Here is a 25,674-nt window from a genome sequence, read left to right as displayed (position 1 = left end):
TCCGCCCAAGGCGGACCGGGCCCTTCCGGATGACGCCCCGTACCTGTTCGGAAACGGTGGCGAAAGCAATGGATTCAGCAGAATCGAGCAGTGGAGAACCTTTTCTCCGTGGTTCTCGTCCGATCATGTGAGAGATCACCTTGGCAGGCCAGGACCACGGAGGAACACCGAATGCGGGCAGGACGAGCGGGGCGGCCGGTGCGGTGGCTGGGGCGGCTGCGGCCCCGGTGGCCCCGGACCCGGCGGGGGCAGCGGCGCCTGGCGCAGTCGGCGATGGTCGCGTGCGTGGCCGCGCTGGCCCCCGTGACCTGGATGTACACCGCCGCCGACGCCCGGGTGCGAACCACCGCGGACGTGCCGGCGCGGGAGGTCGCCGTGGTGTTCGGGGCGGGGCTCTGGCACGGCAGACCGACGCCGTACCTGGCGCACCGGCTGGACGCCGCCGTCGAGCTGTACCGGGCCGGAAAGGTGAAGGCCGTGCTCGTGACCGGCGACAACGGCAGCGAGGAGTACGACGAGCCGGACGCCATGCGCACGTATCTCAAGGCGCACGGGGTGCCGGACCAGCGGATCGTGAGCGATTTCGCCGGTTTCGACACCTGGGACTCGTGCGTCCGGGCCAAGAAGATCTTCGGGGTCGACCGCGCGGTGCTGGTGACCCAGGGATTCCACATCCGCCGGGCGATCACGCTGTGCCGGAGTGCCGGCATCGACGCCTACGGGGTCGGCGTCGACGCCGTGCACGACACGACCTGGTACTACGGCGGGGCGCGCGAGGTGTTCGCGGCGGGGAAGGCGGCCCTGGAGGCCGCCTTCAAGCCGGAACCGCGCTTCCTGGGCCCGCAGGAGCCGGGAATCGAGCGGGCCCTGGCCGCGGACGAGCGGGAGACCCTGGCCGCGGACGGCCGCCGGTAGCCCGGCCCCGTCCCGTACGCCCGTGTCCCCTCCCGTGCCGCGCGGCTCCCCTCCCGCGCCGCCGGACTCCGGACTCCCCTCTCCCGCACCGGACGCGTCCCGCCCGTGCCGCTCGCGCGGGCGTCAGGCTCCGTAGGGGCGCGCGGCCCTGGCGTCGCGCAACGCGCGCCCCCACCACACCAGCTGGTCCAGCAGCGACTTGGCCGCCGCGTCGCAGCCGGCCGGGTCCCGGAGCCTGCCCTCGTCGTCGAAGAGGGCGCCCGCGTAGGCGAACGACACCGTCTCGCGGATGCCGACGGCGTGCAGCTCCGCGAAGACCTGGCGCAGGTGCTCGACGGCGCGCAGCCCGCCGGAGACGCCGCCGTACGAGACGAAGCCGACGGGCTTGGCCTGCCACTCGGCGCGGTACCAGTCGATCAGGTTCTTCAGCGGGGCCGGATACGAGTGGTTGTACTCGGGGGTGACGACGACGAAGGCGTCGGCCTCCGCCAGCCGGGCGGAGACGGCGGCCACCCGGGCCCGCGCGTCGGCGTCGGGCGCGTACGAGAGGGCGGTCGGGAGGCCGGCGTCGGCGACGTCGACCAGGTCCGTCGCGATGTCCGCGCGCTCCGCGGTGCGCGAGAGGAACCAGTCGGCGACGACCGGGGCGAACCGCCCCTCCCGGTTGCTGGCGAGGACGACGGCGGTCTTCAGGGGCGGCTCGGCGGCGGCGGTCGCGGACAGGGGGGACGGGTGTGCTGCGATGAGGTCCATGCGAGGAGACTGATGGCTCGACCAAGGTTGAGGTCAAGTCCCGTTCCCGCGCCGGGCGCTCGCCGGTCCGCACCGCATACGGTGGACCCCATGACGACGCCCGCTCCCGCCCCCATTCCCTACGCCGAGTTCGACGGCCGCCCGGCGACCGAAGCGGACCTTCGAATTCCGGCGTTCCACGGTTATGGGCATTTCACGGCCATGCAGGTCAGGGACGGAAAGGTGCGCGGACTCGCGCTGCACCTGGCCCGGCTGGACGCCGCCAACCGGGAGCTGTTCGAACTCCCCCTGGACGGGGAGCGGGTGCGCGGGCTGGTCCGGCACGCGCTGGACGGCGCCGGGACCCGGGACGCCTCGGTCCGGGTCCACGGCTTCCTGCCGCCGGACGGGACGGAGACGACCGTCATGGTCACGGTGCGCCCGCCGGCCCGCAAGCCCGCTCGGCCGTACCGCGTGATGTCGGTCCCGTACACCCGGACCGTGCCGCACATCAAGCGCCCCGGCGAGTTCGGCCAGACGTACTACGGGCGACTCGCCGCCCGGTCCGGTTTCGACGAGGCGCTGCTGACCGGGCCGGGCGGCACGGTGACCGAGGGCGCGATCCACAACATCGGTTTCTGGGACGGCGCTTCGGTCGTCTGGCCGGACGCCCCCGCGCTGCTCGGCATCACCATGGCCCTGCTGGAGCGGGAGTTGCCCGGCGCGGGGCAGGCGTCCGTGCGGCGTCCGGTGACGCTGGACGGGCTGGGCGCGTTCCGGTCCGCGTTCGTCACCAACTCGCAGGGCATCGCGCCGGTCCGGTGCGTGGACGACGTCGAGTTCGCGGTGGACGAGAAGCTGATGGAGCGGCTCGCGCGGGCGTACGACGCCGCGCCCCGGGACACCGTCTGACCCACCGGCGCGGGGGCGCGGCACCGGCGCCGGGCCCGCCCGCACGGCCACCCGGCACGCCGGATCGCGCCGGGCCGGGCCGCCCGCCCGTGGCGCGGGCGGCCCGGGGGGCGTGGCCTACTTCTCCCAGCCGATCGTCTCCGGCAGCGGGCTGTGGAAGATGGTGGCGCCGACGTTGGCGAGCCCCTTCTTCACGCCGTAGGTCGAGGGCCCGCTGAACAGCGGCAGGAAGGCGTACTGCCGGAGCGCCTTCCGCTCGACCTTGTTGACGGCCGCCACCTGTTCGTCCAGGTCGGCTATCGCCGTGGTGGCGCGGATCTCCTTGTCCAGGGCCGGTGTGCCGGCGCCCGTGAGGTTGGAGTCGCGGTCCGAGCAGTAGAAGTCGCACAGGTAGCGCGCCCCGAACGGGTCCATGGAGCGGTTCCCCGACAGGAAGAGGTCGAACCTGCGCTCGCTGAGGATCTTGGAGAAGTCCGCGGTGTCGGCCTTCTTGATGACGAGCTTGACGCCGGCCGGCTTCAGCATCGCGGCGAAGGCGCCGGCGACGGCCTTGTCCAGCGGGTCGTCGCCGAGGATGGTGTAACCGACTTCGAGCTTCCTGCCGTCCTTGACCCGGACCCCGTCGCTCCCGGGCTTCCAGCCCGCCGCGTCGAGCGTCTTCTTCGCCTCCTCCGGCGCGTACTTCAGCACGGCGGAGACGTTGTCCTGGTAGCCCTTCTGGAAGCTGTAGAGCACCGCCGAACCGGGCAGCGGCTCCTGGTAGTCGAGCCCCTGGAACTGGATCTTCGCGATCTGGGGGCGGTCGATGCTCTGCTGGATGGCCTTGCGGACGGCCGTCTCCGAGAGGTTCGACGACTTCGTGTTGAAGTAGAGCGAGTACTCGAACGGGCTGCCGCCGCTGCGGATCTCCGTGCCCTTGAGCCCCTTGACCTGCTTGAGGCTCTCCGCGTCGACCGCCGAGGTGTAGTCGAGTTCGCCGTTCTTGAAGGCGTTGATCGCCGCGGTCTGCTCCAGGTTGACGTAGACGCGCTTGTCGAGCTTGCCCTTCTTTCCCCACCACTTCGGGTTGCGGACGAAGGTGACGCCGCCCGAGTGGGTGTCCCAGGCGCCGACCGTGTACGGGCCGGCGCCCCACTCCGGGTGGGCCTTCTTCACGTAGGCCTTGTTGAAGTTCTCGACGGTGGCGGCCTCGGGGTGCAGGAAGGTGCTGAACAGGGTGGTCCAGGAGGCGTTGACGCCCTTGAAGCGGATGACGGCCTGCTTGGCGTTCTCGCCCTTGCCGACCGAGGTGATCTGGTCGTAGCCGTCGGTGGTCGAGGCGTCGTACGCCTTGTTCGATCCGTTGTTGGCCTTCCAGGTGGCCTCGATCGCGGTCCAGTCGATCGGGGTGCCGTCGTTGAAGACGGCCTTCGGGTTGATGGTCAGGGTGACCGTCTGGTTCCCGCCCTCGACGGAGACCTTCACATCGCTGTAGTAGTCCGGGTTGTACTGCACCTCGCCGGTGGGCGAGTAGGTGATCGCGTCGGCGTTGTACCAGGCCCAGATCCGGGACGCGGTCAGCGTGGCGTTGACGTTGAACGGGTTGCCCTGGTCGTCGAAGGTCCCGGCGGTGGTGTAGGTGCCGCCGTCCTTGATCCGGTCGTACGGCGTCGGGTTGTAGTCGGCCACGGCCGACGCCGCCTCGGGGGCGTCCTTCTTCGCCCCGCCGGCCGCGTCCTTCCCCGGGGAGGCGTCGCACGCGGTGGCGGCGACCGAGACGGCGGCGACGAGGGCGAGGGGCAGGGACAGTCTTGCGCGCATGGCGGATGGGTTCTTTCTGGTCGGTGTGCGCCGGGGTCGGCCGCGGGCGGGGAGGCGGGTCGCCCGGCGTCGGCCGGACGGGACCCCCGCACCCGTTCCGGGCCGGCCCGGAACGGGTGCGGGACGGTACGGGGTCAGACGGCGTGGCAGGCGTACTGGTGGCCGGGGCGGCCGGCGACCGGCGTCGGCGCGGGACGTTCCGTGCGGCAGCGCCGACGCACGTCCTCTGCGGCGAGGCGGTACAGCGGACAGCGGTCGACGAAGACGCAGCCCTCGGGCGGGCGGGTGGCGCTGGGCTGCTCGCCGCTCAGGACGACGCGTTCGCGGGCGCGTTCCCGCCGCGGGTCGGGGACCGGGATCGCGGACAGCAGCGCCCGGGTGTAGGGGTGTTTCGGGTCGGAGAAGAGCGCCTCGGTCTCCCCGGTCTCGACGATGTGCCCCAGGTACATCACGGCGATGCGGTCGGACACGTACCGGACGACGGCCAGGTCGTGGGCGACGACCAGGTACGCGAGCCCGAGTTCGCGCCCCAGCCGGGCCAGCAGGTTGATCACCCCGGCCTGCACCGAGACGTCGAGGGCGGAGAGCGGTTCGTCGAGGACCAGCAGACTCGGCTCGGTCGCCAGGGCCCTGGCGATGCCGATCCGCTGGCGCTGGCCGCCGGAGAGCGCGGCCGGGAAGCGGTCGCCGACGGCGGGATCCAGGCCGACCAGGGTCAGCAGTTCCCGGACCCGGGAGCGGATCGTCTCGCGGTCCCGCCCGATCGCCCTCAGCGGTTCGGCGAGCAGCTGGAACACCGGCAGGCGGGGGTTCAGGGCCCCCAGCGGGTCCTGCATCACGATCTGCACCCGCCGCCGCAGCTCCCGTGTCCGGGCGGCGGAGTCGAGCGTGCCGACGTCGGTTCCGGCGATCTCGATCCGCCCGCCCTCGGGCCGCTTCAGCCGGAGGATCTCCAGCAGGGTCGTGGTCTTGCCGCTGCCCGACTCGCCGACCAGGCCCAGGGTCTCCCCGGCGCGCAGCTCGAAGCTCACCCCGTTGACGGCGTGCAGCGTGCCCACCCGGCGCTTGAGGAGGGCGCCCTTGGTGACCGGGAAGGTCTTGACGAGGTCCTCGACGCGGAGCACGACCTCGCCCGCGTGGCCGGGGCCGCCGGACGCGCCGGGGGCGTCGAGCTCATCGGCCTTGCCGGGGCCGTCGGGGCGGCCGGACGCGCCGGGGCCGTCGGACTCGTCGGGGCCGCCCGGCTCTCCCGCCTCCGCGGGGTCGAGGGGCGGCTTCCCCGCGGGGTCCAGGGTTCCGTCCACAACCTCCGAGGCGCGCAGGCAGGCCACGTGCCCGTGCCCGGTGACCTCGCGCAGCGCCGGCTCGTCGGCGCGGCAGGCGTCGAGCGCGACGGCGCAGCGGCTCGCGAAGGGGCAGCCGGCCGGGAGGTCCACGAGGGAGGGCGGTTCCCCGCCGATCGGGACCAGGGGGCGGTGGACCCCGCTGTCCACGGTCGGCACGGCGGCGAGCAGCCGCGCGGTGTACGGCATCACGGGGCGGCGGAACAGTTCGTCGACGCCCGCCCGTTCCACGAGCCGGCCCGCGTACATGACGGCGACCTCGTCCGCGTGACCGGCGACGACCCCCAGGTCGTGGGTGATGAGGACGAGGCCGGCCCCCGTCTCCCGCTGGGCCAGCCGCAGCACGTCCAGGATCTGGGCCTGAACGGTGACGTCGAGGGCGGTGGTGGGCTCGTCCGCGACGAGGACGGACGGCTTGTTGGCGATCGCCATCGCGATGACGACACGCTGGCGCATGCCTCCGGAGAACTCGTGCGGGAAGGACTTGGCCCGGCCCCGCGGGTCGGGGATGCCGACGAGGTCGAGGAGTTCGACGGCCCGTTCCCAGGCGGCCCGCTTCGTCAGGTCCTGGTGGACCCGCAGGGCGTCGGAGAGCAGCCTGCCCACGGAGAAGATCGGGGTGAGCGCGGACAGCGGGTCCTGGAAGACCATGCCGATGGCGGCGCCGCGTATCGCGGAGAGCTCCTCGTCGCCGAGGCCGACCAGGTCGCGCCCGCCCAGCAGCACCCGGCCGCGCAGCGACGCGGAGGCGGGCAGCAGGCCCATGACGGCCATCGCGGTGGCCGACTTGCCGGAGCCGGACTCGCCGACGATGCCGAGGGTGCGGCCCGGCAGGAGGTCGAAGCTCACGCCGCGCACCGCCTCGACGGGCCCGGCCTCGGAGGGGAAGGAGACCCGCAGGTCCCGTACGGAGAGCACCGGGGCGGCGTCGGCGGCCGGCGGCGCGGGGACGGCCGGGGTGGTGGTGAGCGTCATCGTCGGCCTCCTGCCGCACCGGTCACGGACGTGGGGTCGAGCGCGTCGCGCAGCCCGTCGCCGACGAAGGTCATCGACACGGTGAGCAGGACGACCAGGCCCGCGGGGAAGACGAAGAGCCATGGAGCGCTCGTGATGGTGCCCGCGCCGTCCGCGAGCATCGTGCCGAGGGAGACGTCGGGGGTCTGGACGCCGAACCCGAGGAAGGACAGGGCGGTTTCGCTGAGCACGGTCGCGACGACGCCGAGCGTCAGATTGACGATCAGCAGCGAGCCGAGGTTGGGGATGATGTGGCGCAGGATGACGCGCGGCGCGCTGACGCCCATGAACTCGGCGGCCTTCACATAGTCCCGTTCCCGCAGGGACGTCGAGACGGACCAGATCACCCGCGCCGTGGACATCCAGCCGAACACCGTGAGGACGACGATGAGGACCCGCCAGTCCCCGGCGAGCCGGTGCGAGACCAGCGCGAGGATCAGGAACGAGGGGACGACCAGCAGGAAGTGGATGACCGCCAGGATCGCCTTCTCCACCCGGCCCCCGAAGTACGCGGCGCTGGAACCGATGACCGCGGCGACGACGATGGTCAGCACGGAGACGCTCACGGCGATCGCCAGGGAGCGCTGGAGGCCGTGCACGGCGGAGGCGTAGACGTCGTTCCCGCCCTGGTTGGTGCCGAACCAGTGAGCGGCGCTCGGCGGCTGGGTGAGCGCGGCGAAGTCGGCGTCGGAGTAGGCGTAGGAGGTGAACATCCCGCCGAACGCGCTGAACAGCACCAGCAGCAGGAAGATCACCACGCCCGCGACGGCGAGGCGGTTGCGCAGGAAGCGCCTCAGATAGAGGCGGCCGAGTCCGGAGTGGCGCGCGTCCTCGCGCGAAGCGGGGAGGGCCGGGTCCAACGCCGGGTCCGCGGGGGCGCCGGACGGGGCGGCGCCTGTCACGTCTGCGGCCACGTCAGTTCACCCTCACTCTGGGGTCGAGGAAGACCGTGGCGACATCCGCGAGGATCGCGCCGACCGCCGTCAGCGCGGCGGCGAAGGCGGCGGTCGCGACCGTGCCGTGCACGTCGTTCTTGCTGATGGTCTCGATGAAGTAGCGGCCCATGCCGTTCCAGCCGAAGATCGATTCGGTGATGACCGCGCCGGTGAACATGGCCGGGATGCTGAACGCGACGGAGGTCGCCGTCGGGATGAGCGCGGCGCGCAGGGCGTGCCTGCGGATCGCCTGGGCCCGGGTGAGCCCGGTGGCCCGGGCGGTGCGCACGAAGTCCGCGTCGACGGTGTCCAGCAGCAGCGAACGCTGCGTCAGGTGGTAGCCGACATAGCCCATCAGGGTCAGGCTCAGGGTCGGCAGGATCAGATGCAGCAGGCGGTCGCCGATCGTCGGCAGCAGCCCCTCGACACCGGGCGAGTTCTCCCCGGCGACGCGGAGGAAGCCCAGCCCGGCGTGCTGGTTGAGCCAGATCGCGACGAAGACCACGGCGAGCGCGGCGACGGACGTCGGGACGTTGAACACGGCGATGGACACGGCCTGCGAGAAGCGGTCGGCCCAGCCGTACTGCCGCGACGCGGTGTACACGGCCAGTGCGACGCCGACGACGACGGACAGCACGGTCGCGATGACGACCAGTTCGCCGCTGACCAGCGCCCGGTAGCCGATCTCCCCGTTGACGGAGACCCCGGTGGGCGACCTGCCCCAGTCGAAGTGCAGGACCACCGAGGTGAGCCAGTCCCACCACCGGTGCAGCACCGGCTCCTCGGGGCTCAGGTTGTACGGCGCGAGCGCCCGGTCGATCTGTTCCTCGGTGCGGACCGGCCGCAGCTCCCGGTAGTTCGCCCGCGGGTCGAGGAACCAACTGGCCAGGAAATAGGTCGCGTTGGTCGCGACCACGATCATCAGGAGCCAGCCCGTCGCCTTGCGCGTCAGATGGCGCAGCACGGACGGCACCCCCTCGCCGCACGGGAAGGGCGCACCTCGAAGGTGCCTGGTCTGGGGGGCGCATGCATGTGTGGGGCGGGCTTTCTGGGTACGGAGCGTCAGCACGAATGTGCGAACGCCAGTCTGTTCCGCGCCTCCGAGCCGGCACCAGGGTTTCGGCGTTCCCGCCATGAGGTCGACATACAGCCGTAGCAATCCGGCCAGGAATCACGCTGCGCGCACGGATGCATACGCACCCGGGGCGGGCGGCGGGAGCCGGGCGGGAACGGAGAGCGAGAGCCGGGCGGGAACGGAGAGCGGAAACGGAGAGCGGGAGCGAAGCCGCGGAACGGAGCGACGGAGCCCGGATCGCGAGAACCGGAAGGCGAAACGGAACGCGAAACGGAACGCCCCGCCGGACCGGGGCGGCGAGCCCGGTGGACCGGCGGGGCGGGGGCGGTCGACTGAGCCGTCCCGTGGGGGGTGTCTGACATGTGCCCGGCCACCCGGAGGTCATGCATGTGACGTGCGCCACTTACTCGCCACCGTTGTCACCCATTTGGCACCGGTTTATGCGGAACCGACGCCATACCGCTCGATCACCGGCGTGACCTGCGGCGATGAGTTCTGACAAGAGGGACACGCCGATCCGATCGAGTGGCATCTGACTCGCAGTCAGCAGGCATGGCGGGGCTGTCGCCCGTTAGCTCGGACCCAGGACACAGCTACTCGCGACCACTCGCGACACAGCGGTTCGCGAGCTCTCGCGGAACGGCTGCTCGCGACGGGGCCGCACGCGCACATCGCCCGGAGGAAATCCCATGCGTCCTGCTCGCCCAGTGACCGGTGCCGCCGCCTCGGCGGTCGCCATAGCCGCGCTCGCCCTCTTCGCCGCCGGGCAGCCCGCGTACGCGGGTGGGACCGGCGTGCCGCGGGGCGGCCCGGCGGCCGCCCCGGCCGTCGGCGGCCTCCCCCTGGAACAGGGCGACCAGGGCGGCGGAACCGGCGGCAACTACACGGCTCCCCGCGTCAACGTCCCCTCGCTGCTCGACTCCGTCGGCGGGCTCAACGCCTTCTCCGGGCTCGGCACCGCCCCGAGGAACGACGGGTCGAACGATCGCGGGAACCGGAACCCGTCCGAGGACGGCGGTTCCGCCCGGCGCGACGACTCCGCGCGGCGCGACGACTCCTCGTCCGGCCGCGACGGCGGGTCGGGGCGCGACGGCTCGTCCGTGTCCGACGGCCCGCGCGGGCACGTCAAAACCGGTGTCGGCGGCAGCGTCCGTTCCGACACCACCCAGATCGCGGCGGGCGCCGGCGTACTCGCCGGAACCGCCGTCGGCGGGGCCTGGCTCCTGCGTCGTCGGGCGAGCGGCACGCAGGAGGCCGGCTGACGGGGACGGATTCACGTCCTCGCACCCGCCTGGCTTCCGTCCCGGTGGTAGCGCGCCACCGGGACGGGGCCACACCCGTGCGCGGCACGCCCGCGTACCCGCACGCGTCCGCACGGCCGGTCCCCGACCCCGTGCGGCCGTGACGCGCCCGTGTCCGTACCCGCGTCCATGACGCCGGTCCGGGCCCGTGCGCGTCACGTCTCCGCGTCCGCACCCTCTCCCGCTCCGTCACCCGAGGAGAACCGTGTCCCAGAAGGCCAAGGGCTGGCTGCTGTTCGTCGCGGCGCTGGCCGGTGTCTGGTTGATCCGTCACGGCGCCGACGCCCAGCTGCTGCCGCCCGGGCCCGCCGCCGCGCAGGCGTTCGTCGGCGGACCGGGCCCGCTGCCGGGATCGCCGGTCGCCGAACCGCTGAAGCCCTCCGAACCGGTACGCATCCGGATCCCGAGCATCCGGGTCGACGCGCCGATGATGCCGCTGGGACTCGGCGCCGACCGCAGTCTCGACGTGCCGCCGGCCGGGAGGCACAACGTGGTGGGCTGGTACCGGGACGGCACTCCGCCCGGCTCCCGGGGCAGCGCGCTCGTCGCCGGCCATGTCGACGACGAGCACGGGCGGTCGGTCTTCTACGACCTGGGCGCCCTGCGGAAGGGCGGCGAGGTGGAGGTGGTCCGCCGGGACGGGCGCACCGCCGTCTTCTCGCTCGACGCGATCGAGGTCTACGAGAGCGACCGCTTCCCCGACGACCGGGTGTACGGCGCCTCGCCCTACGCCTCGCTCCGGCTGATCACCTGCGGCGGCGGGTACTCGAAGGCGACCGGCTACCGGGGCAACGTGGTGGCGTACGCGCATCTCACCGGGGTGCGCTGACCCCGCCACGACGCCCGCCGCGCATCGCCCCCGGGCGCCGACGCCCCAGCCGCTCGGGCCCCCGCCGACCGAAGCGGCTCAGGCCACCCACTGGTCGAACGCCAGCTTCGCGACCAGCGAGAACACCACGACCAGCAGCACGACGCGGACGAAACCGCTGCCCCTGCTGAGCGCCATCCGCGCCCCGATGAGCCCACCGGCCAGGTTGAACACCGCCATCAGGGCCGCCAGCCCCCACATGACATGCCCCTGGTAGGCGAACATCGCCAGGGCGCCCACGTTGGTGCAGACGTTGACGATCTTGGCAGTGGCGGACGCCGTCACCAGATCGAGGTGGAGCACCGCGGTCAGGGCCAGCACCAGAAACGTTCCGGTGCCGGGGCCGAACAGCCCGTCGTAGAAGCCGATGCCGCCGCCGACCAGCAGGATCGCGGTGACGGTACGGGCGCGGGTGACCCGCTGCCGCGTACCGTCGTCCGCGTCCGCCCTTCCGAACGACGGCCGCAGCATCACGAACGCCGCGACCGCCAGCAGCGCCACCATGATCACGGGCCGCAGCACCTCGCTGCTGATCCCGGCGGCGAAGAAGGCGCCGGTCATCGACCCGGCCAGGGCGGCGAGCCCGATCCGCAGGGCCGTCCAGAGCCTCACCGGCGCCTTGCGCACATACGCCACGGCGGCGCCCGAGGTGCCGACGATCGCGACCGCCTTGTTGGTGCCGAGGACATGCGCGGCGGGAACATGCGGAAGACCCAGCAGCAGGGCGGGCAGCAGAATCAGCCCGCCCCCGCCCACCACCGCGTCGACCCAGCCCGCCGCACCCGCCGCGAGACAGAGGACGACCAGGGTGGTGAGCGCTATGTCTGACATGATCGCGACCCTACGGACGCGATCACGTCCCCGTCCATCGGCTTCGGCCCGTTCCCGGAAAAGCTGAGCAGGATCTGAGCTTCCCCTCCCCGCTCCCGCTCTCCCGCGCTCCCGGGCCCGCTCTCCCGGTCCCGTTCTCCCGCTCCCCCGCCGGGCGGGCCGGCCGGAATCAGCCCTGCTGCGCCTCGACGGCGGCCGGGTCCATCCACATGACCTCCCAGATGTGCCCGTCCGGGTCCTGGAAGGAGCGGCTGTACATGTGGCCGAAGTCCATCGGGTCGTTGGCGGGCGATCCCCCCGAGGCCAGCGCGATGTCGGCCAGCTCGTCGACCCGCTCGCGGCTCTCCGCGCTCAGCGCGAGGATCACCTCGGTGGACGTGGCGGAGTCCGCGATCTCCTTCCGGGTGAACTCCTTGAACCGGGGCTCCGTGAGAAGCATGGCGAAAATGGTGTCGCTGATGACGAGGCACGCGGTGTTCTCGTCGGTGAACTGCGGGTTGCACGAGTAGCCGAGCTTGCCGAAGAACGCCTTGGTGGTCTCGAGGTTCTTGACCGGCAGGTTCACGAAGATCAGCTGGGGCATGGCCGTACCGTTCTTTCTGGTGTTCGAACGCTTTACGACAGGTAGACCGCGCGGGCGCACGGAACTCATCGCTCCCGGCGGAAGATCCCGCCGTCAGGACGTCACGAGCGGCGCGCCGCCCCGGAGCAGCGATCCGCCCAGCGGGGTCAGCGTGTGCAGGACGGCGTTGCCGTGCCGAAGGGTGTGGATCAGGCCCGCCTCGCGCAGTACGCAGGCGTGCTGACTCGCGGAGGCGAGCGATATGCCGGCCCGCAGGGCGAGTTCGCTGGTGGTGCAGCCGTTGCCGATGGCTCTCAGCACGGTCGAGCGGGTGTTGCCGAGGAGACGGCCCAGCCAGGGACCCGGTTCGGCGAAGACCGGGGCGCGGGAGTGGGTGACCGGGTAGACGAGGACCGGCGGGAGCCGCGCGTCGCGGTAGACGACCGGGGTGACGCGGCAGAAGTAGGACGGCTGGAGCAGCAGCCCCCTCCCGTCCAGACGCAGTTCGCGGTCGAAGGGGTAGTCCGCCTCCAGGACGGGCGGCCGCCAGCGGATCATGGGCGGGAGCGAGGCGAGCAGCTCCTCCGTCCCGCCGTCCAGCAGGGCGCGGCCCCGGACGGCGCGGTCGGCCTCGATGGTGGACCGGATGTGCGGCCAGTAGGGCTCGATCGCGGCGCGGTGATAGGCGCGCAGGGCGTCGGCGAGCCGGCCGAGCGGCTCGACCCGCCCGTCCGGGATCCGGCCGGACACCCGCCGTCCGGCGACCAGCAGGGCGAGTTCGGCGCGTATCCGCTCGGGCGGCGTGTCGCGCAGCGCCTCTATTCCCGCGTCGATGGTGTACGGATCGCTGGTTTCCTGAGAAGGTGTCAGGAAGTCCGGGAAATAGCCGCGCGGTGGAATCAGGGCCGCCAGCAGACGTACTTCACCATTCAACCGCGGCCGGGTTTCCGAACGCCATTTCCCGAACACCGTGGATCCGCGCCGGTCCCTCAGCCGGTGAAAACTCAGAGTGGTTTCCCACAGCGCGTCCGGCCGGGTGGCCATCCGCACCTTGGACAGGTCCACTCCGGACATGTGGATACGCAGCACCGGGCCCCCACCTGTTGCACGTGCAATTACCCCCGCTCCAGGGTATGCGACCCGTAACAGCACGTCACCACGGGGTTTCGGCCAGAGGTGAAACGTCTCGCCACACCCTGCCGCCTGCGGAAATGCTGTACGCCGTCGGGTGCGTATCCGAAGCCACCGGAAGAGCGAGTGAAGGCCGTGGGGGGTTTTGCTCGTTCGGCGGCGGTCGGCGACGGTGCGGCTCCGCACCCGACGGGGGTAAGCCGGGACGCGGCCCATGGGTGGGGATCCATGGACCGCGTCCCGGTCCGTTACCGGCCCACGTCTTTGCGGATTGAACGAACTTTGCGTATTGAACAAAGAAATGGCGCGGAGGCGCTCGCCCATTTCGGCCGCGCGCCGGTCCGGCGGGGACAGTGGGGACCGTCGCCGCCGGACCGGCGTGCGCGGGGTGGGGCGGCGGCCCGATGCGCGGGGGCCGCCGCCTCCGGGGGTGCCGGGGCCGCCGCCGGACCGCTGAGGGTACGAACCGGCCGCGGCGCGGCCCCGGGGTCTGGGGCGGACCGGGTCAGCGGCTGTCGCTGCCCGCCGCCTCCGCCGCCGCCCGGCCCGCCTCCAGGCGGGCGACGGGGATGCGGAACGGGGAGCAGGAGACGTAGTCCAGGCCCACCTCGTGGAAGAAGTGCACCGACTCCGGGTCGCCGCCGTGCTCGCCGCAGACGCCCAGCTTCAGGTCCGGGCGGGTGGCCCGGCCGGCCTCGACGGCGCTGCGGACCAGCGAGCCGACGCCGTCCTTGTCGATCGTCTCGAACGGCGACACCCCGAAGATGCCCTTCTCCAGGTACGCGGTGAAGAACGACGCCTCCACGTCGTCGCGGGAGAAGCCCCACACCGTCTGGGTCAGGTCGTTGGTGCCGAAGGAGAAGAACTGCGCGGCCTCCGCGATCTGCCCCGCGGTCAGCGCGGCGCGCGGCAGCTCGATCATGGTGCCGATGGTCAGCTTCAGCCGGGCGCCGGTGGCCGCCTCGACCTCGGCGATGACCTGGTCGGCCTCCTCACGGACGATCTCCAGCTCCTGGACCGTGCCGACGAGTGGGATCATGATCTCGGCGCGCGGGTCGCCCTTGGCGTTCTTGCGCTCGGCCGCGGCCTCCGCGATCGCCCGTACCTGCATGGCGAACAGGCCGGGGATGACCAGACCGAGGCGGACCCCGCGCAGACCGAGCATCGGGTTCTGCTCGTGCAGCTTGTGGACCGCCTGGAGCAGGCGCAGGTCGTTCTCGTTGGCGTCCTGGCGGGCCTCCGCGAGCGCCACCCGCACCGAGAGCTCGGTGATGTCCGGCAGGAACTCGTGCAGCGGCGGGTCCAGCAGCCGCACGGTGACCGGCAGCCCGTCCATCGCCTCGAACAGCTCGACGAAGTCGGCCTTCTGGAGCGGGAGCAGCTCCGCCAGCGCGGCCTCGCGCTCGTCGTCGGTGTCCGCGAGGATCAGCTTCTCGACCAGTCCGCGCCGCTCACCGAGGAACATGTGCTCGGTACGGCACAGGCCGATGCCCTGGGCGCCGAAGCGGCGGGCCCGCAGCGCGTCCTCGGCGTTGTCGGCGTTGGCCCGCACCCGCAGCCGGCGGACCCGGTCCGCGTACGCCATGATCCGGTGCACGGCGGAGACCAGCTCGTCGGCGTCGTCGGCGCCGGCGTGCATCCGGCCCTCGAAGTACTCGACCACCGGGGACGGCACGACGGGCACCTCGCCCAGGTACACCTTGCCGGTGGAGCCGTCGATGGAGACGACGTCCCCCTCCTCGACGACCCGGCCGCCCACCGTCATCCGGCGGCGCTTGGTGTCGACCTCCAGCTCCTCGGCGCCGCAGACACAGGTCTTGCCCATGCCCCGGGCGACGACGGCAGCGTGCGAGGTCTTGCCGCCGCGCGAGGTCAGGATGCCCTCGGCGGCGATCATTCCGTCGAGGTCGTCGGGGTTGGTCTCGCGGCGGATCAGGATGACCTTCTCGCCGGAACGGGACCACTTCACCGCGGTGTACGAGTCGAAGACGGCCTTGCCGACCGCGGCGCCGGGCGAGGCGGCGATGCCCCGGCCCAGCAGCTCGGTCTGCGCCTGATCGTCGAAGCGCGGGAACATCAGCTGCGCGAGCTGCGCCCCGTTGACCCGCTGGAGTGCCTCGGCCTCGTCGATCAGGCCCTGGTCGACGAGCTGGGTGGCGATCCGGAAGGCGGCGCCGGCGGTGCGCTTGCCGACCCGGGTCTGGAGCATCCACAGCCGGCCGCGCTCGATGGTGAACTCGATGTCGCACAGGTCCTTGTAGTGCGTTTCGAGCGTCTCCATGATCTGCATCAGCTGGTCGTACGACTTCTTGTCGATCGACTCCAGATCGGCGAGCGGCACGGTGTTGCGGATGCCCGCGACGACGTCCTCGCCCTGCGCGTTCTGCAGGTAGTCGCCGTAGACGCCCTGGTGGCCGCTGGCCGGGTCACGGGTGAACGCGACGCCCGTGCCGGAGTCGGGGCCGAGGTTGCCGAAGACCATCGAGCAGACGTTGACGGCGGTGCCGAGGTCGCCGGGGATGCGCTCCTGGCGGCGGTAGAGCTTGGCCCGGTCGGTGTTCCACGAGTCGAAGACCGCCCTTATGGCCAGGTCCATCTGCTCGCGGGCGTCCTGCGGGAAGTCGCGCCCGGCCTCGCCGGAGACGATCTTCTTGAACTGCTTGACCAGCTTCTTCAGGTCCGCCGCGTCGAGATCCACGTCGACCGTGACGCCCTTGGCCTCCTTGGCCGCCTCCAGCGCCTCCTCGAAGAGGTCGCCGTCGACGCCGAGCACGGTCTTGCCGAACATCTGGATGAGACGCCGGTAGGAGTCCCACGCGAACCGCTCGTCGCCGGCCTGCGTGGCCAGACCGGCCACGGACGCGTCGGAGAGGCCGATGTTGAGGACCGTGTCCATCATGCCGGGCATCGAGAACTTCGCACCGGAGCGGACCGAGACCAGCAGCGGGTCGTCCGCCTGGCCGAGCCTCTTGCCCATCCGCGCCTCGAGGGCCTCGAGGTGCGCACTGACCTCGTCGCGCAGCTCCGTCGGCTCCTCGCCGCTGTCGAGGTAGACCTTGCACGCCTCGGTGGTGATGGTGAAACCGGGCGGAACCGGGAGGCCCAGATTGGTCATCTCGGCGAGGTTGGCGCCCTTCCCGCCGAGAAGATCCTTCAGATCCTTGTTGCCCTCGGTGAAGTCGTAGACGAACTTCTGCCCCTCGGACTCCCGTGCTTCCGGGGTGGTTACGTGGGGATCTTTGTTTTCCGACACGGGTCTCGACTCCTCGAAGACGCGGTGGCTGCCCTGACGGCGAGGAACATACCCAGATCGAAGGTGTCTGGGTACGTCCACTTGCGCGTCATGAGGGCTCAGCCACCCGTCAGCCAGCGGATCGAAAGTGACACCGGCTGTCCCCACGACGAAGGGAAGCGTTCACTTCTTGAATACATAACCACTCGACGCAATCAATGCTGCCCCCATCGGACACCCTCCGCAACGGAAGCGTCGATCGATCAAAGTAGTGGGCACTGGCACCGAGTGCCACCATTTGAGAAGTGCACCCCTCAAAATTGCGCTCATTTGAGCGATGCAAGTCTCAAGGTGGCGAGAATCACTCTACGGGTGCCGCTCAGATGTCACCATGTGGACGCACCCACGACAACAAAAGGTCATGCTTTAGTCAAGACCTCGCCACGCGGCGTGATCGAATACGGCGGATCACAGACGAACCAGGGCGCACTCAGACACCACTCTGGCCGAATAGCAACGAAACTGGCCGGATATTGCGCTCAAATGAGCGAGCGACTTGGCGCGGCACGCGGTGCCTATGTGGTGGGAGCGCCCGGCGCGCTCCCGGGGAACGGACGCGCACGCCCCCGGAAACCGGCCGCCGGCACGGAAGACGGGCCGAAGGACCGGCCGGGGCATCGACGGAGGGCCGACGGAGGACGGGCCGGGGCACCTGCCGGGGAACGTACGCCGACGACCTACGCGACGGCGCCGACAGCCCGCCCGACGACGTACGCGAGACACGGACAAGGAAGGCCCGCCGGGGCCGCACGCCGAAGACGCGGAGGGCCCGCCGGGGCACATGCCGCCCCGGCGGGCCCTCCGGACGGCCGGGCCGGCCGTCGTCCGTCTCGCCGTCGGCTCGTCCGCGCCCGCGCACGGAACCGCTCCGCCGCGGGGCGGGGCCGGGCTCTGTTCGCCCCGGCCGTCCGCCGTCTCCCCGCTCAGCCGCCCGAGGTGTCCAGCTCCGCGTCCGCGCCCACGCCCGCGCAGTCGTACGGGTCCTTCAGCCAGCCGTCCGGCAGCACCACGCGGTTGTTGCCCGAGGTGCGCCCGCGCGGTCCGTCCGCGCCGTCCGGCCACGGCTGGTCCAGGTCCAGCTCGTTCAGCTGGGCGCCCAGCTCCTCCAGGGACGAGGTGATCGCCAGCTTCTTGCGCATCTCCGAGCCGACCGAGAAGCCCTTGAGGTACCAGGCGACGTGCTTGCGGAAGTCGATCACGCCGCGGGCCTCGTCACCGAGCCACTCCCCCAGCAGTGTCGCGTGCCGCAGCATCACGCCGGCGACCTCGCGCAGCCGGGGCGCCCGCCTCTCCCCCGTGCCCTCGAAGGCGCTCACCAGGTCGCCGAAGAGCCAGGGCCGGCCCAGGCAGCCGCGCCCCACGACCACGCCGTCGCAGCCGGTCTCGCGCATCATCCGGTGGGCGTCGTCCGCGCACCAGATGTCGCCGTTGCCGAGCACCGGGATCTCCGGGACGTGCTCCTTGAGCCGGGCGATGGCGTCCCAGTCGGCGGTCCCGCCGTAGTGCTGGGCCGTGGTCCTGCCGTGCAGGGCGACCGCGCTGACGCCCTCCTCGACGGCGATCCGGCCCGCGTCGAGATAGGTGAGGTGGTCGTCGTCGATGCCCTTGCGCATCTTGATGGTGACCGGCAGATCGCCCGCGTGGGAGACCGCCTGGTGGAGGATCGCGCGCAGCAGCGGCCGCTTGTACGGGAGCGCGGAGCCGCCGCCCTTGCGGGTCACCTTGGGCACCGGGCAGCCGAAGTTCAGGTCGATGTGGTCGGCCAGGTCCTCGTCGACGATCATGCGGACGGCCTTGCCGACGGTGACCGGGTCCACCCCGTACAGCTGGATCGAACGCGGGGTCTCGCTCGCGTCGAAGTGGATGAGCTGCATGGTCTTCTCGTTGCGCTCGACCAGCGCCCGGGTGGTGATCATCTCGCTGACGAACAGCCCCTTGCCCCCGGAGAACTCCCGGCACAGGGTGCGGAACGGGGCGTTGGTGATGCCGGCCATGGGGGCGAGCACCACCGGCGGCTGCACCAGATGCGGACCGATCCGGAGCTGCGGGAGCGAGGGGGCGAGCGTGGTCATTGCTCCATTGTCGCGTACGGCGCGGCACGGTCGGCCGCCGCGTGCGGCCCGGAGCGGCCGCCGCGCGCCGGAGGGCGCGGCCGGTGGCCCGTCCGTTCGGCCGACCGTGCGGCGCAATTCATTAGTTAACCGTACTATCGATGTATGCCCGAGCTCAGTCCCCGTCGACGGCAACTGGTGCTGGCGATCTGCTGCATGAGTCTGCTGATCGTCAGCCTCGACAACACCGTCCTGAACGTCGCCCTGCCCTCCATGCAGAAGGAGCTGCGCGCCACCGTCGCGGGAATGCAGTGGACGATCGACGCCTACACCCTCGTCCTCGCCTCCCTGCTCATGCTCGCGGGCTCCACCGCCGACCGGATCGGCCGGCGCAGGGTGTTCCAGACCGGGCTGGTCCTCTTCACCCTGGGTTCGCTGCTCTGCTCCCTGGCGCCGAGCCTGGAGTCGCTGGTGGCGTTCCGGATGGTGCAGGCGGTGGGCGGCTCGATGCTCAACCCGGTCGCCATGTCGATCATCACCAACACCTTCACCGACCCGCGCGAGCGGGCCCGGGCCATCGGGGTGTGGGGCGCGGTGGTCGGCATCTCCATGGCGGCGGGCCCGCTGGTCGGCGGTCTGCTGGTGGACTCGGTCGGCTGGCGCTCGATCTTCTGGGTCAACCTGCCGGTGGGGCTGGCCGCGCTGCTGCTCACCTGGCGCTACGTCCCCGAGTCCCGCGCCCCGAAGCCGCGCCGCCCGGACCCGGTGGGACAGCTGCTGGTGATCGCGCTGCTCGGCTCGCTGACGTACGTGATCATCGAGACCCCGTCGGCGGGCTGGTCCGCGCCGCGCATCCTGGTGCTCGCCGCCCTCGCCGTCTGCGCCCTCGCCGGGCTGCTGCTGTACGAGCCCCGGCGCGCCGAACCCCTCATCGACCTGCGGTTCTTCCGCAGCGCCCCGTTCAGCGGGGCCACCGCCATCGCGGTCTGCTCCTTCGCCGCGCTGAGCGGATTCCTCTTCCTCAACACCCTGTATCTGCAGAACGTGCGCGGGCTGAGCGCGCTGCACGCCGGTCTGTACATGCTGCCGATGGCGGCCCTGACCTTCGTCTGCGCCCCGGTGTCGGGGCGGCTCGTCGGCAACCGGGGACCCCGTCTGCCGCTGCTCCTGGCCGGGGTGGCGATGACAGCGTGCGGGCTGATGTTCGCCGCGTTCGGGGCGGAGACGGACAACGCCCTGCTGTTCACCGGTTATGTGCTGTTCGGTTTCGGCTTCGGCATGGTGAACGCGCCGATCACCAACACCGCCGTCTCCGGGATGCCGCGCGCCCAGGCCGGGGTCGCGGCGGCGGTCGCCTCGACCAGCCGGCAGGTCGGCGGGACGCTCGGGGTCGCCGTGATCGGCTCGGTGCTCGCGGCGGGCGTGGCCGGGACCGGCTCGCCGCACGGCTCCGCGTACGCGACCGCCTTCGTGGACGCGAGCAGGCCCGCCTGGTGGATCATCACCGCGTGCGGTCTGTGCGTCCTGCTGGTGGGGGCGCTGACCAGCGGACGCTGGGCCCGCGGAACGGCACACCGGACCGCCGAACGCCTGGAGGCGCGGGAGACCGTCCCCGCCGAGGAGCAGCCCTCGGCCGGCTCCAGAGCCTGACGGACGCCCCGCCGTCCGGACCCGCACGGCCGCCTCGGAGGACTCCGGTCCCACGGGGGGTGGATTCCGGTGTCACGGGCGGTGGGGCAGCCCGCGGCTCCACAGCTCCTCGCCGTGCTCGGCGAAGCGGTCGAACATTCCGCTGCTGCCATGCCTGCGAAGGCGCAGCAGCGGGGAGTCGTGTCCGACGAGACGTGCCCGAGTCGGCCAGGGTGCGTGAGTGGGCGCGCGCGGGCAACGGCCAGACGACCGTCACCGACTGCAACGTCCTCACGCGAAGGCGCCCCCGGGGACACGAGTGATCACGACCAAGGGTGTGGAGCGACAGGCACCGACCGGCGACGGAAGGACGGACACACCACGCGTGATGGAACCGGCGCCGAGGAACCGGGCGGCCATCTGAAGACGGCCCCGGGCCCGGACCACATGGTGGTCCGGGCCCGGGGCCCTGGTCGTACGGGTGAGGCGGGGGCGTCAGCTCCGGGCCGAGGCGTCCGGCTCGGCCGTGTCCGGCTGGGCCGGGGCGGCCGACGGCGACGCGGTCGGGGCGGCGGGTTCCGGCGTCTGCCGGCTGCGCTCGCGCATCCTGCGCAGCAGTTCCTGCTTCTGGTCGGCGGACGCCTTGCGGTCGGCCTGGCGTGCGGTGCTTGCGGCCTGCTGATCGGCGCGGGGCAGCTTCTTGCGCTGTCCGCCCACGCCGAGGAGGTTGTTGCGGCCCTTGGCCACGGCGTTCTCCCATTCGTGGTGAGAAGTGAGAAGCGGGGTCTGCGAGGACCCCCTGATCGGTGCGGTGGCGGCGGGTGCCCGGACCCGCCGCGCGCTCACTCGTAGATCTGGAAGAACGAGAACATGGCGTCACCGTAGCCGGGGTCCGTCGGCGGGCGCACCCGGTTTTCCGGCGTGTCGCGCCCCGCCCCGCGCCGGACCGGGGGAACGACGAGGCCCCCGGTCCTCCGTACGCGGGGGTACGGGGAGCCGGGGGCCTCGGCCGTGCGGTGCGGGCGGGCGTCAGCAGCCGATCAGGCGGGAGCCGAGGTACGCCTGGATCTGGTCCAGGGAGACGCGCTCCTGCTTCATGGTGTCGCGCTCGCGGACGGTCACCGCGTTGTCGTCCAGGGTGTCGAAGTCGACGGTGACGCAGAACGGGGTGCCGATCTCGTCCTGACGGCGGTAGCGGCGGCCGATGGCGCCCGCGTCGTCGAACTCGATGTTCCAGTTCTGCCGCAGGTCGGCGGCGAGGCCCTTGGCCTTCGGCGACAGCTGCGGGTTGCGGGACAGCGGCAGGACGGCGACCTTGACCGGCGCCAGGCGCGGGTCGAGGCGCATCACGGTGCGCTTCTCCATGACGCCCTTGGCGTTGGGCGCCTCGTCCTCGATGTAGGCGTCGAGCAGGAAGGCGAGCATCGCGCGGCCGACGCCGGCTGCCGGCTCGATGACGTACGGGGTCCAGCGCTCGCCGGCCTCCTGGTCGAAGTACGACAGGTCGGTGCCGGACGCCTTGGAGTGCGCCTTGAGGTCGTAGTCCGTGCGGTTGGCGACGCCCTCCAGCTCACCCCACTCGCTGCCGCCGAAGCGGAAGCGGTACTCGATGTCGGCGGTGCGCTTGGAGTAGTGCGAGAGCTTCTCCTGCGGGTGCTCGAACCACCGCATGTTCTCCTCGCGCAGGCCCAGGCCGGTGTACCAGTTCCAGCGCTGCTCCATCCAGTACTCGTGCCACTTCTCGTCCTCGCCCGGCTTGACGAAGAACTCCATCTCCATCTGCTCGAACTCGCGGGTGCGGAAGATGAAGTTGCCCGGGGTGATCTCGTTCCGGAAGGACTTGCCCATCTGGGCGATGCCGAACGGCGGCTTCCGGCGCGAGGTCTGCTGGACCTGGGCGAAGTTGGTGAAGATGCCCTGGGCGGTCTCGGGGCGCAGGTAGGCGACCGAGCCGGAGTCCTGGGTCGGGCCCAGGTGGGTGGAGAGCAGACCGGAGAACTGCTTGGGCTCGGTGAACGTGCCCTTGTTGCCGCAGTTCGGGCAGTTGAGGTCGGCCAGACCGTTGGCGGGGAGGTGGCCGTGCTTCTCCTCGTACGCCTCCTCCAGGTGGTCGGCCCGGAAGCGCTTGTGGCAGGAGGTGCACTCGGTCAGCGGGTCGGTGAACGTGGCGATGTGACCGGAGGCGGCCCACACCTCGGAGGCCAGGATGACCGACGAGTCGATGCCGACCACGTCCTCGCGCGAGGTGACCATGTAACGCCACCACTGGCGCTTGAGGTTCTCCTTCAGCTCGACGCCCAGCGGCCCGTAGTCCCAGGCGGCGCGCTGACCGCCGTAGATCTCGCTGCAGGGATAGACGAAGCCACGGCGCTTGCTCAGGCTGACGATGGAGTCGATCTTGTCGGCGGCCACGGTGCTCTCTTCATTACGAGGACGAACGTCGAATGCTACAGATTACCGGCGCGCCCGCCCCCCGGATCAAATCGGCGCCGCCCCCGTCCGCCATCCGGTCATCTCATCATCCTTGTTGACAATCATTTCCAGTTTTGTTGAAAATGACTGTCATGAACGTCAGCCGCCTCATACCCACCGCCACCGTCGCCGGAGCCCTGGCCCTCGGTCTCACCGCCCTCACCGCCTGCTCCGCCTCGGACGCCGCCGACCGAAGGAGCGACGGCCGACTGAACGTGGTGGCCTCGTTCTATCCGATGCAGTTCCTGGCCGAGCGGATCGGCGGGAAGCACGTCTCCGTCACCACCCTGACCAAGCCGGGCGTCGAGCCGCACGACCTGGAGCTCAGCCCCCGGCAGGTCGGCGGGCTCTCCGACGCCGACTTCGTCCTCTACCTCAAGGGCATCCAGCCCGCCGTCGACGACGCCATCAAGCAGTCCGGCGTGAAGAACGCCGTCGACGCCTCGAAGCTCACCGCGCTGGAGGTCCACGGCACCGAGACCGCCGGCGACGGCCACGACCACGGCCACGACGGCGACCACGCGCACGACGAGCAGCACGGCCACACGCACGACGGCGACGAGGCCGGCGCCGACCCCCATGTCTGGCTGGACCCGGTGAAGTACGCCGAGGTCGCCAAGGGCGTCGGGAAGTCGCTGGAGAAGGCCGACCCCGGGCACGCCGCGGACTACCGCAGGAACACCGAGGCGCTGGTCACCGAGCTCGACGGCCTGAACACGGCCTTCAAGGACGGTCTGCGGAACACCACGACCAAGACCTTCATCACCACCCACGCCGCCTTCGGCTACCTCGCCGAACGCTACGGGCTCACCCAGGAGGGCATCGCCGGCATCGACCCCGAGGCCGAGCCCACCCCCGCCCGGATCAGCGAGATCCACACCATCGCGAAGAAGGACGGGGCCACCACCGTATTCTTCGAGACGCTCGCCAGCGACAGGACCGCGAAGACCCTGGCCCGGGACACCGGCCTGCGGACCGACGTCCTGGATCCGCTGGAGGGCATCACCGACAAGTCCAAGGGCGCCGACTACGTCGAGGTCATGCGGTCCAACCTCGCCGCCCTGCGGACGGCGCTGGGCGCGAAGTGACCCGCGCGACACCCGCCACAGCAGCATCGGAGGCCCCCATGCCCGAATCCGGAAGCAGCACGACCGATCCCGTGATAGCCCTGCGGGGCGCCACGGCCACGCTCGGCGCGCGCCCGGTGCTGCGCGGCGTCGACCTGACCGTCCGCCGCGGCGAGGTCGTCGCCCTGCTCGGCGCCAACGGCTCGGGCAAGTCGACCGCCGTGCGCTCCGTCATCGGCCAGGTCCCGCTCACCGGCGGCTCCGTCGAGCTCTTCGGCACCCCGCTGCGCCGCTTCCGCGACTGGTCCCGCGTCGGCTACGTGCCCCAGCGCACCACCGCCGCCGGGGGCGTCCCCGCCACGATCCGCGAGGTCGTCTCGTCCGGGCGACTCTCCCGTACGCGGCTGGGCCCGCTCCGCAGGGCGGACCGGGCCGCCGTGGACCGGGCCATCGAGCTGGTCGGGCTGAGCGACCGGGCCGGGGACTCGGTGAACGCGCTCTCCGGCGGACAGCACCAGCGCGTGCTGATCGCCCGGGCGCTGGCCGCCGAACCCGAGGTGCTGATCATGGACGAGCCGATGGCCGGCGTCGACCTGGCCAGCCAGGAGATCCTCGCCACCACGCTCCGCGAGCAGGTCGCGGGCGGCGCCACGGTGCTTCTGGTGCTGCACGAGCTGGGGCCGCTGGAGCCGCTGATCGACCGCGCGATCGTGCTGCGCGACGGCTGCGTCACGCACGACGGGCCGCCCCCGAAGGCGGTGGGGCAGCACGCCCTGCCCGGACACGACCATGTACACCCCCACGCGGCCACCGAGCCCGTCCGGACCGGACTGCTGAGCTGATCATGGAATTCCTCGACCCTCCCTTCATGCAGCGGGCCCTGCTCGCCGCCGTCCTGGTCGGCGTCATCGCCCCCGCCGTCGGCGTCTACCTCGTCCAGCGCCGCCAGGCCCTGATGGGCGACGGCATCGGCCACATCGCGATGACCGGTGTCGGCCTCGGCTTCCTGCTCTCCACCAGCCCGGTGTGGATGGCCACGGCGGTGGCCGTCGCCGGTTCGGTGGTGATGGAGCTGATCCGCTGGTACGGACGCACCCGCGGCGACATCGCGCTGGCCATGCTGTTCTACGGCGGCATGGCGGGCGGCGTGCTGCTGATCAACCTCTCCGACACCGGCTCCAACGCCAACCTCACCTCGTATCTCTTCGGCTCACTCGCCACGGTCTCCCCCGAGGACATCACCGCGATCTGCCTGCTGGCCGCCTTCGTGCTGCTGGTGACGCTGGGACTGCGGCGGCAGCTCTTCGCGGTCAGCCAGGACGAGGAGTTCGCCCGCGTCACCGGGCTGCCGGTGCGCGCGCTGAACCTGCTGATCGCCGTGACGGCGGCGGTGACCGTCACCGTGGCGATGCGGGTCGTCGGGCTGCTGCTGGTCAGCGCGCTGATGGTGGTGCCGGTCGCGGCGGCGCAGCAGATCTCCCGGTCGTTCCGGCTGACGTTCGTCCTGTCGGTGGTGATCGGCACGGCGGTGACCCTGGCCGGCACCGTGGCCTCGTACTACCAGGACGTCCCGCCCGGCGCGACGATCGTGCTGCTGGCCATCGTGGTCTTCGTCGCCCTGACGCTGCTCGCGACTCCGCTGGCCCGGCGGCGGGCGCGCCGCGGCGAACAGGCGCCCGGGGAGTGCACCCTTGAAGTACCGGCCGCCCGCGCCGAGGCGGACGACCTCCGGGTGTGACCACGG

20 protein-coding genes and 1 pseudogene are annotated in these 25,674 nt (G+C 71.6%); 8 read left to right on the top strand and 13 right to left on the bottom strand.

What is annotated here, in order from left to right; genetic code table 11:
* The first annotated feature begins 171 nt into the window (after window positions 1-171).
* Window positions 172-915, top strand: coding sequence for a SanA/YdcF family protein (locus tag WA762_RS18740; protein ID WP_335937003.1), 744 nt, complete (start codon window positions 172-174; stop codon window positions 913-915).
* Between the two features lie 123 nt (window positions 916-1,038).
* Here WA762_RS18740 and WA762_RS18735 read toward each other — a convergent pair whose 3' ends face one another.
* Window positions 1,039-1,668, bottom strand: coding sequence for an NADPH-dependent FMN reductase (locus WA762_RS18735; RefSeq protein ID WP_335937001.1), 630 nt, complete (start codon window positions 1,666-1,668; stop codon window positions 1,039-1,041).
* Between the two features lie 90 nt (window positions 1,669-1,758).
* Here WA762_RS18735 and WA762_RS18730 point away from each other — a divergent pair, with 90 nt between their 5' ends.
* A complete protein-coding gene (locus tag WA762_RS18730; RefSeq protein WP_335936999.1) occupies window positions 1,759-2,559 on the top strand; it encodes an aminotransferase class IV family protein in 801 nt (266 codons plus the stop codon).
* A gap of 117 nt (window positions 2,560-2,676) precedes the next feature.
* Here WA762_RS18730 and WA762_RS18725 read toward each other — a convergent pair whose 3' ends face one another.
* From WA762_RS18725 to WA762_RS18710, 4 genes are all read right to left on the bottom strand, one after another.
* On the bottom strand, window positions 2,677-4,359 hold the full coding sequence (locus WA762_RS18725; protein WP_335936997.1) for an ABC transporter family substrate-binding protein: 1,683 nt from the start codon (window positions 4,357-4,359) through the stop codon (window positions 2,677-2,679).
* Between the two features lie 134 nt (window positions 4,360-4,493).
* A complete protein-coding gene (locus WA762_RS18720) occupies window positions 4,494-6,677 on the bottom strand; it encodes an ABC transporter ATP-binding protein (protein WP_335936996.1) in 2,184 nt (727 codons plus the stop codon).
* Window positions 6,674-7,576, bottom strand: coding sequence for an ABC transporter permease (locus WA762_RS18715; protein WP_335937030.1), 903 nt, complete (start codon window positions 7,574-7,576; stop codon window positions 6,674-6,676). Before WA762_RS18715 ends, WA762_RS18720 begins: the two co-directional genes overlap by 4 nt.
* 55 nt (window positions 7,577-7,631) lie before the next feature.
* Window positions 7,632-8,615, bottom strand: a complete 984-nt coding sequence (locus WA762_RS18710) for an ABC transporter permease (RefSeq protein WP_335936995.1) — start codon at window positions 8,613-8,615, stop codon at window positions 7,632-7,634.
* A gap of 800 nt (window positions 8,616-9,415) precedes the next feature.
* Here WA762_RS18710 and WA762_RS18705 point away from each other — a divergent pair.
* Entirely contained in the window at window positions 9,416-9,988 is a 573-nt protein-coding gene (locus WA762_RS18705) for a hypothetical protein (protein ID WP_335936993.1), read from the top strand.
* A gap of 244 nt (window positions 9,989-10,232) precedes the next feature.
* Window positions 10,233-10,856 carry a class F sortase gene (locus tag WA762_RS18700; protein ID WP_335936991.1) on the top strand — a complete coding sequence of 208 codons (624 nt, stop codon included), beginning with the start codon at window positions 10,233-10,235 and terminating at the stop codon, window positions 10,854-10,856.
* 78 nt (window positions 10,857-10,934) lie between these two features.
* Here the strand turns inward: WA762_RS18700 and WA762_RS18695 are convergent, their stop codons facing one another.
* From WA762_RS18695 to dusB, 5 genes are all read right to left on the bottom strand, one after another.
* Window positions 10,935-11,726, bottom strand: coding sequence for a sulfite exporter TauE/SafE family protein (locus WA762_RS18695; RefSeq protein WP_335936989.1), 792 nt, complete (start codon window positions 11,724-11,726; stop codon window positions 10,935-10,937).
* Window positions 11,727-11,895: 169 nt separating this feature from the next.
* The gene (locus tag WA762_RS18690) at window positions 11,896-12,309 is read right to left on the bottom strand and encodes a VOC family protein (RefSeq protein WP_335936987.1); all 414 of its coding nucleotides are present in this window, start codon (window positions 12,307-12,309) and stop codon (window positions 11,896-11,898) included.
* A gap of 93 nt (window positions 12,310-12,402) precedes the next feature.
* The gene (locus tag WA762_RS18685; protein WP_335936985.1) at window positions 12,403-13,377 is read right to left on the bottom strand and encodes an ArsR/SmtB family transcription factor; all 975 of its coding nucleotides are present in this window, start codon (window positions 13,375-13,377) and stop codon (window positions 12,403-12,405) included.
* A gap of 547 nt (window positions 13,378-13,924) precedes the next feature.
* Entirely contained in the window at window positions 13,925-16,672 is a 2,748-nt protein-coding gene (gene ppdK, locus WA762_RS18680) for a pyruvate, phosphate dikinase (RefSeq protein ID WP_335936983.1), read from the bottom strand.
* Between the two features lie 962 nt (window positions 16,673-17,634).
* The gene (gene dusB / locus WA762_RS18675; protein WP_335936982.1) at window positions 17,635-18,783 is read right to left on the bottom strand and encodes a tRNA dihydrouridine synthase DusB; all 1,149 of its coding nucleotides are present in this window, start codon (window positions 18,781-18,783) and stop codon (window positions 17,635-17,637) included.
* Window positions 18,784-18,927: 144 nt separating this feature from the next.
* Here dusB and WA762_RS18670 point away from each other — a divergent pair, with 144 nt between their 5' ends.
* Window positions 18,928-20,412, top strand: coding sequence for an MFS transporter (locus tag WA762_RS18670; RefSeq protein ID WP_335936980.1), 1,485 nt, complete (start codon window positions 18,928-18,930; stop codon window positions 20,410-20,412).
* A gap of 72 nt (window positions 20,413-20,484) precedes the next feature.
* Here the strand turns inward: WA762_RS18670 and WA762_RS18665 are convergent.
* The 3 genes and pseudogenes from WA762_RS18665 to WA762_RS18655 form a co-directional block, all read right to left on the bottom strand.
* Window positions 20,485-20,619: pseudogene (locus WA762_RS18665) on the bottom strand (XRE family transcriptional regulator); the annotation flags it as partial.
* A 267-nt stretch (window positions 20,620-20,886) separates the two neighbouring features.
* On the bottom strand, window positions 20,887-21,138 hold the full coding sequence (locus tag WA762_RS18660) for a DUF6243 family protein (RefSeq protein ID WP_335936979.1): 252 nt from the start codon (window positions 21,136-21,138) through the stop codon (window positions 20,887-20,889).
* Window positions 21,139-21,420: 282 nt separating this feature from the next.
* A complete protein-coding gene (locus WA762_RS18655; protein ID WP_335936978.1) occupies window positions 21,421-22,803 on the bottom strand; it encodes a glycine--tRNA ligase in 1,383 nt (460 codons plus the stop codon).
* Between the two features lie 152 nt (window positions 22,804-22,955).
* Between WA762_RS18655 and WA762_RS18650 the strand changes: the two genes are divergently transcribed.
* Genes WA762_RS18650 through WA762_RS18640 form a run of 3 tightly spaced genes read left to right on the top strand, consistent with a single transcriptional unit; the run spans window position 22,956 to window position 25,668 of the window.
* Window positions 22,956-23,951, top strand: coding sequence for a metal ABC transporter substrate-binding protein (locus WA762_RS18650; protein WP_335936976.1), 996 nt, complete (start codon window positions 22,956-22,958; stop codon window positions 23,949-23,951).
* Window positions 23,952-23,989: 38 nt separating this feature from the next.
* The gene (locus WA762_RS18645) at window positions 23,990-24,772 is read left to right on the top strand and encodes a metal ABC transporter ATP-binding protein (protein ID WP_335936975.1); all 783 of its coding nucleotides are present in this window, start codon (window positions 23,990-23,992) and stop codon (window positions 24,770-24,772) included.
* Window positions 24,773-24,774: 2 nt separating this feature from the next.
* The gene (locus WA762_RS18640) at window positions 24,775-25,668 is read left to right on the top strand and encodes a metal ABC transporter permease (protein ID WP_335936974.1); all 894 of its coding nucleotides are present in this window, start codon (window positions 24,775-24,777) and stop codon (window positions 25,666-25,668) included.
* Window positions 25,669-25,674 lie beyond the last annotated feature (6 nt).

It is taken from the genome of Streptomyces tyrfis (assembly GCF_037034285.1).
GTDB lineage: Bacteria > Actinomycetota > Actinomycetes > Streptomycetales > Streptomycetaceae > Streptomyces.
Note: the sequence above shows the minus strand (reverse complement) of the source record. Positions and strands in the feature narration are given on the sequence as shown.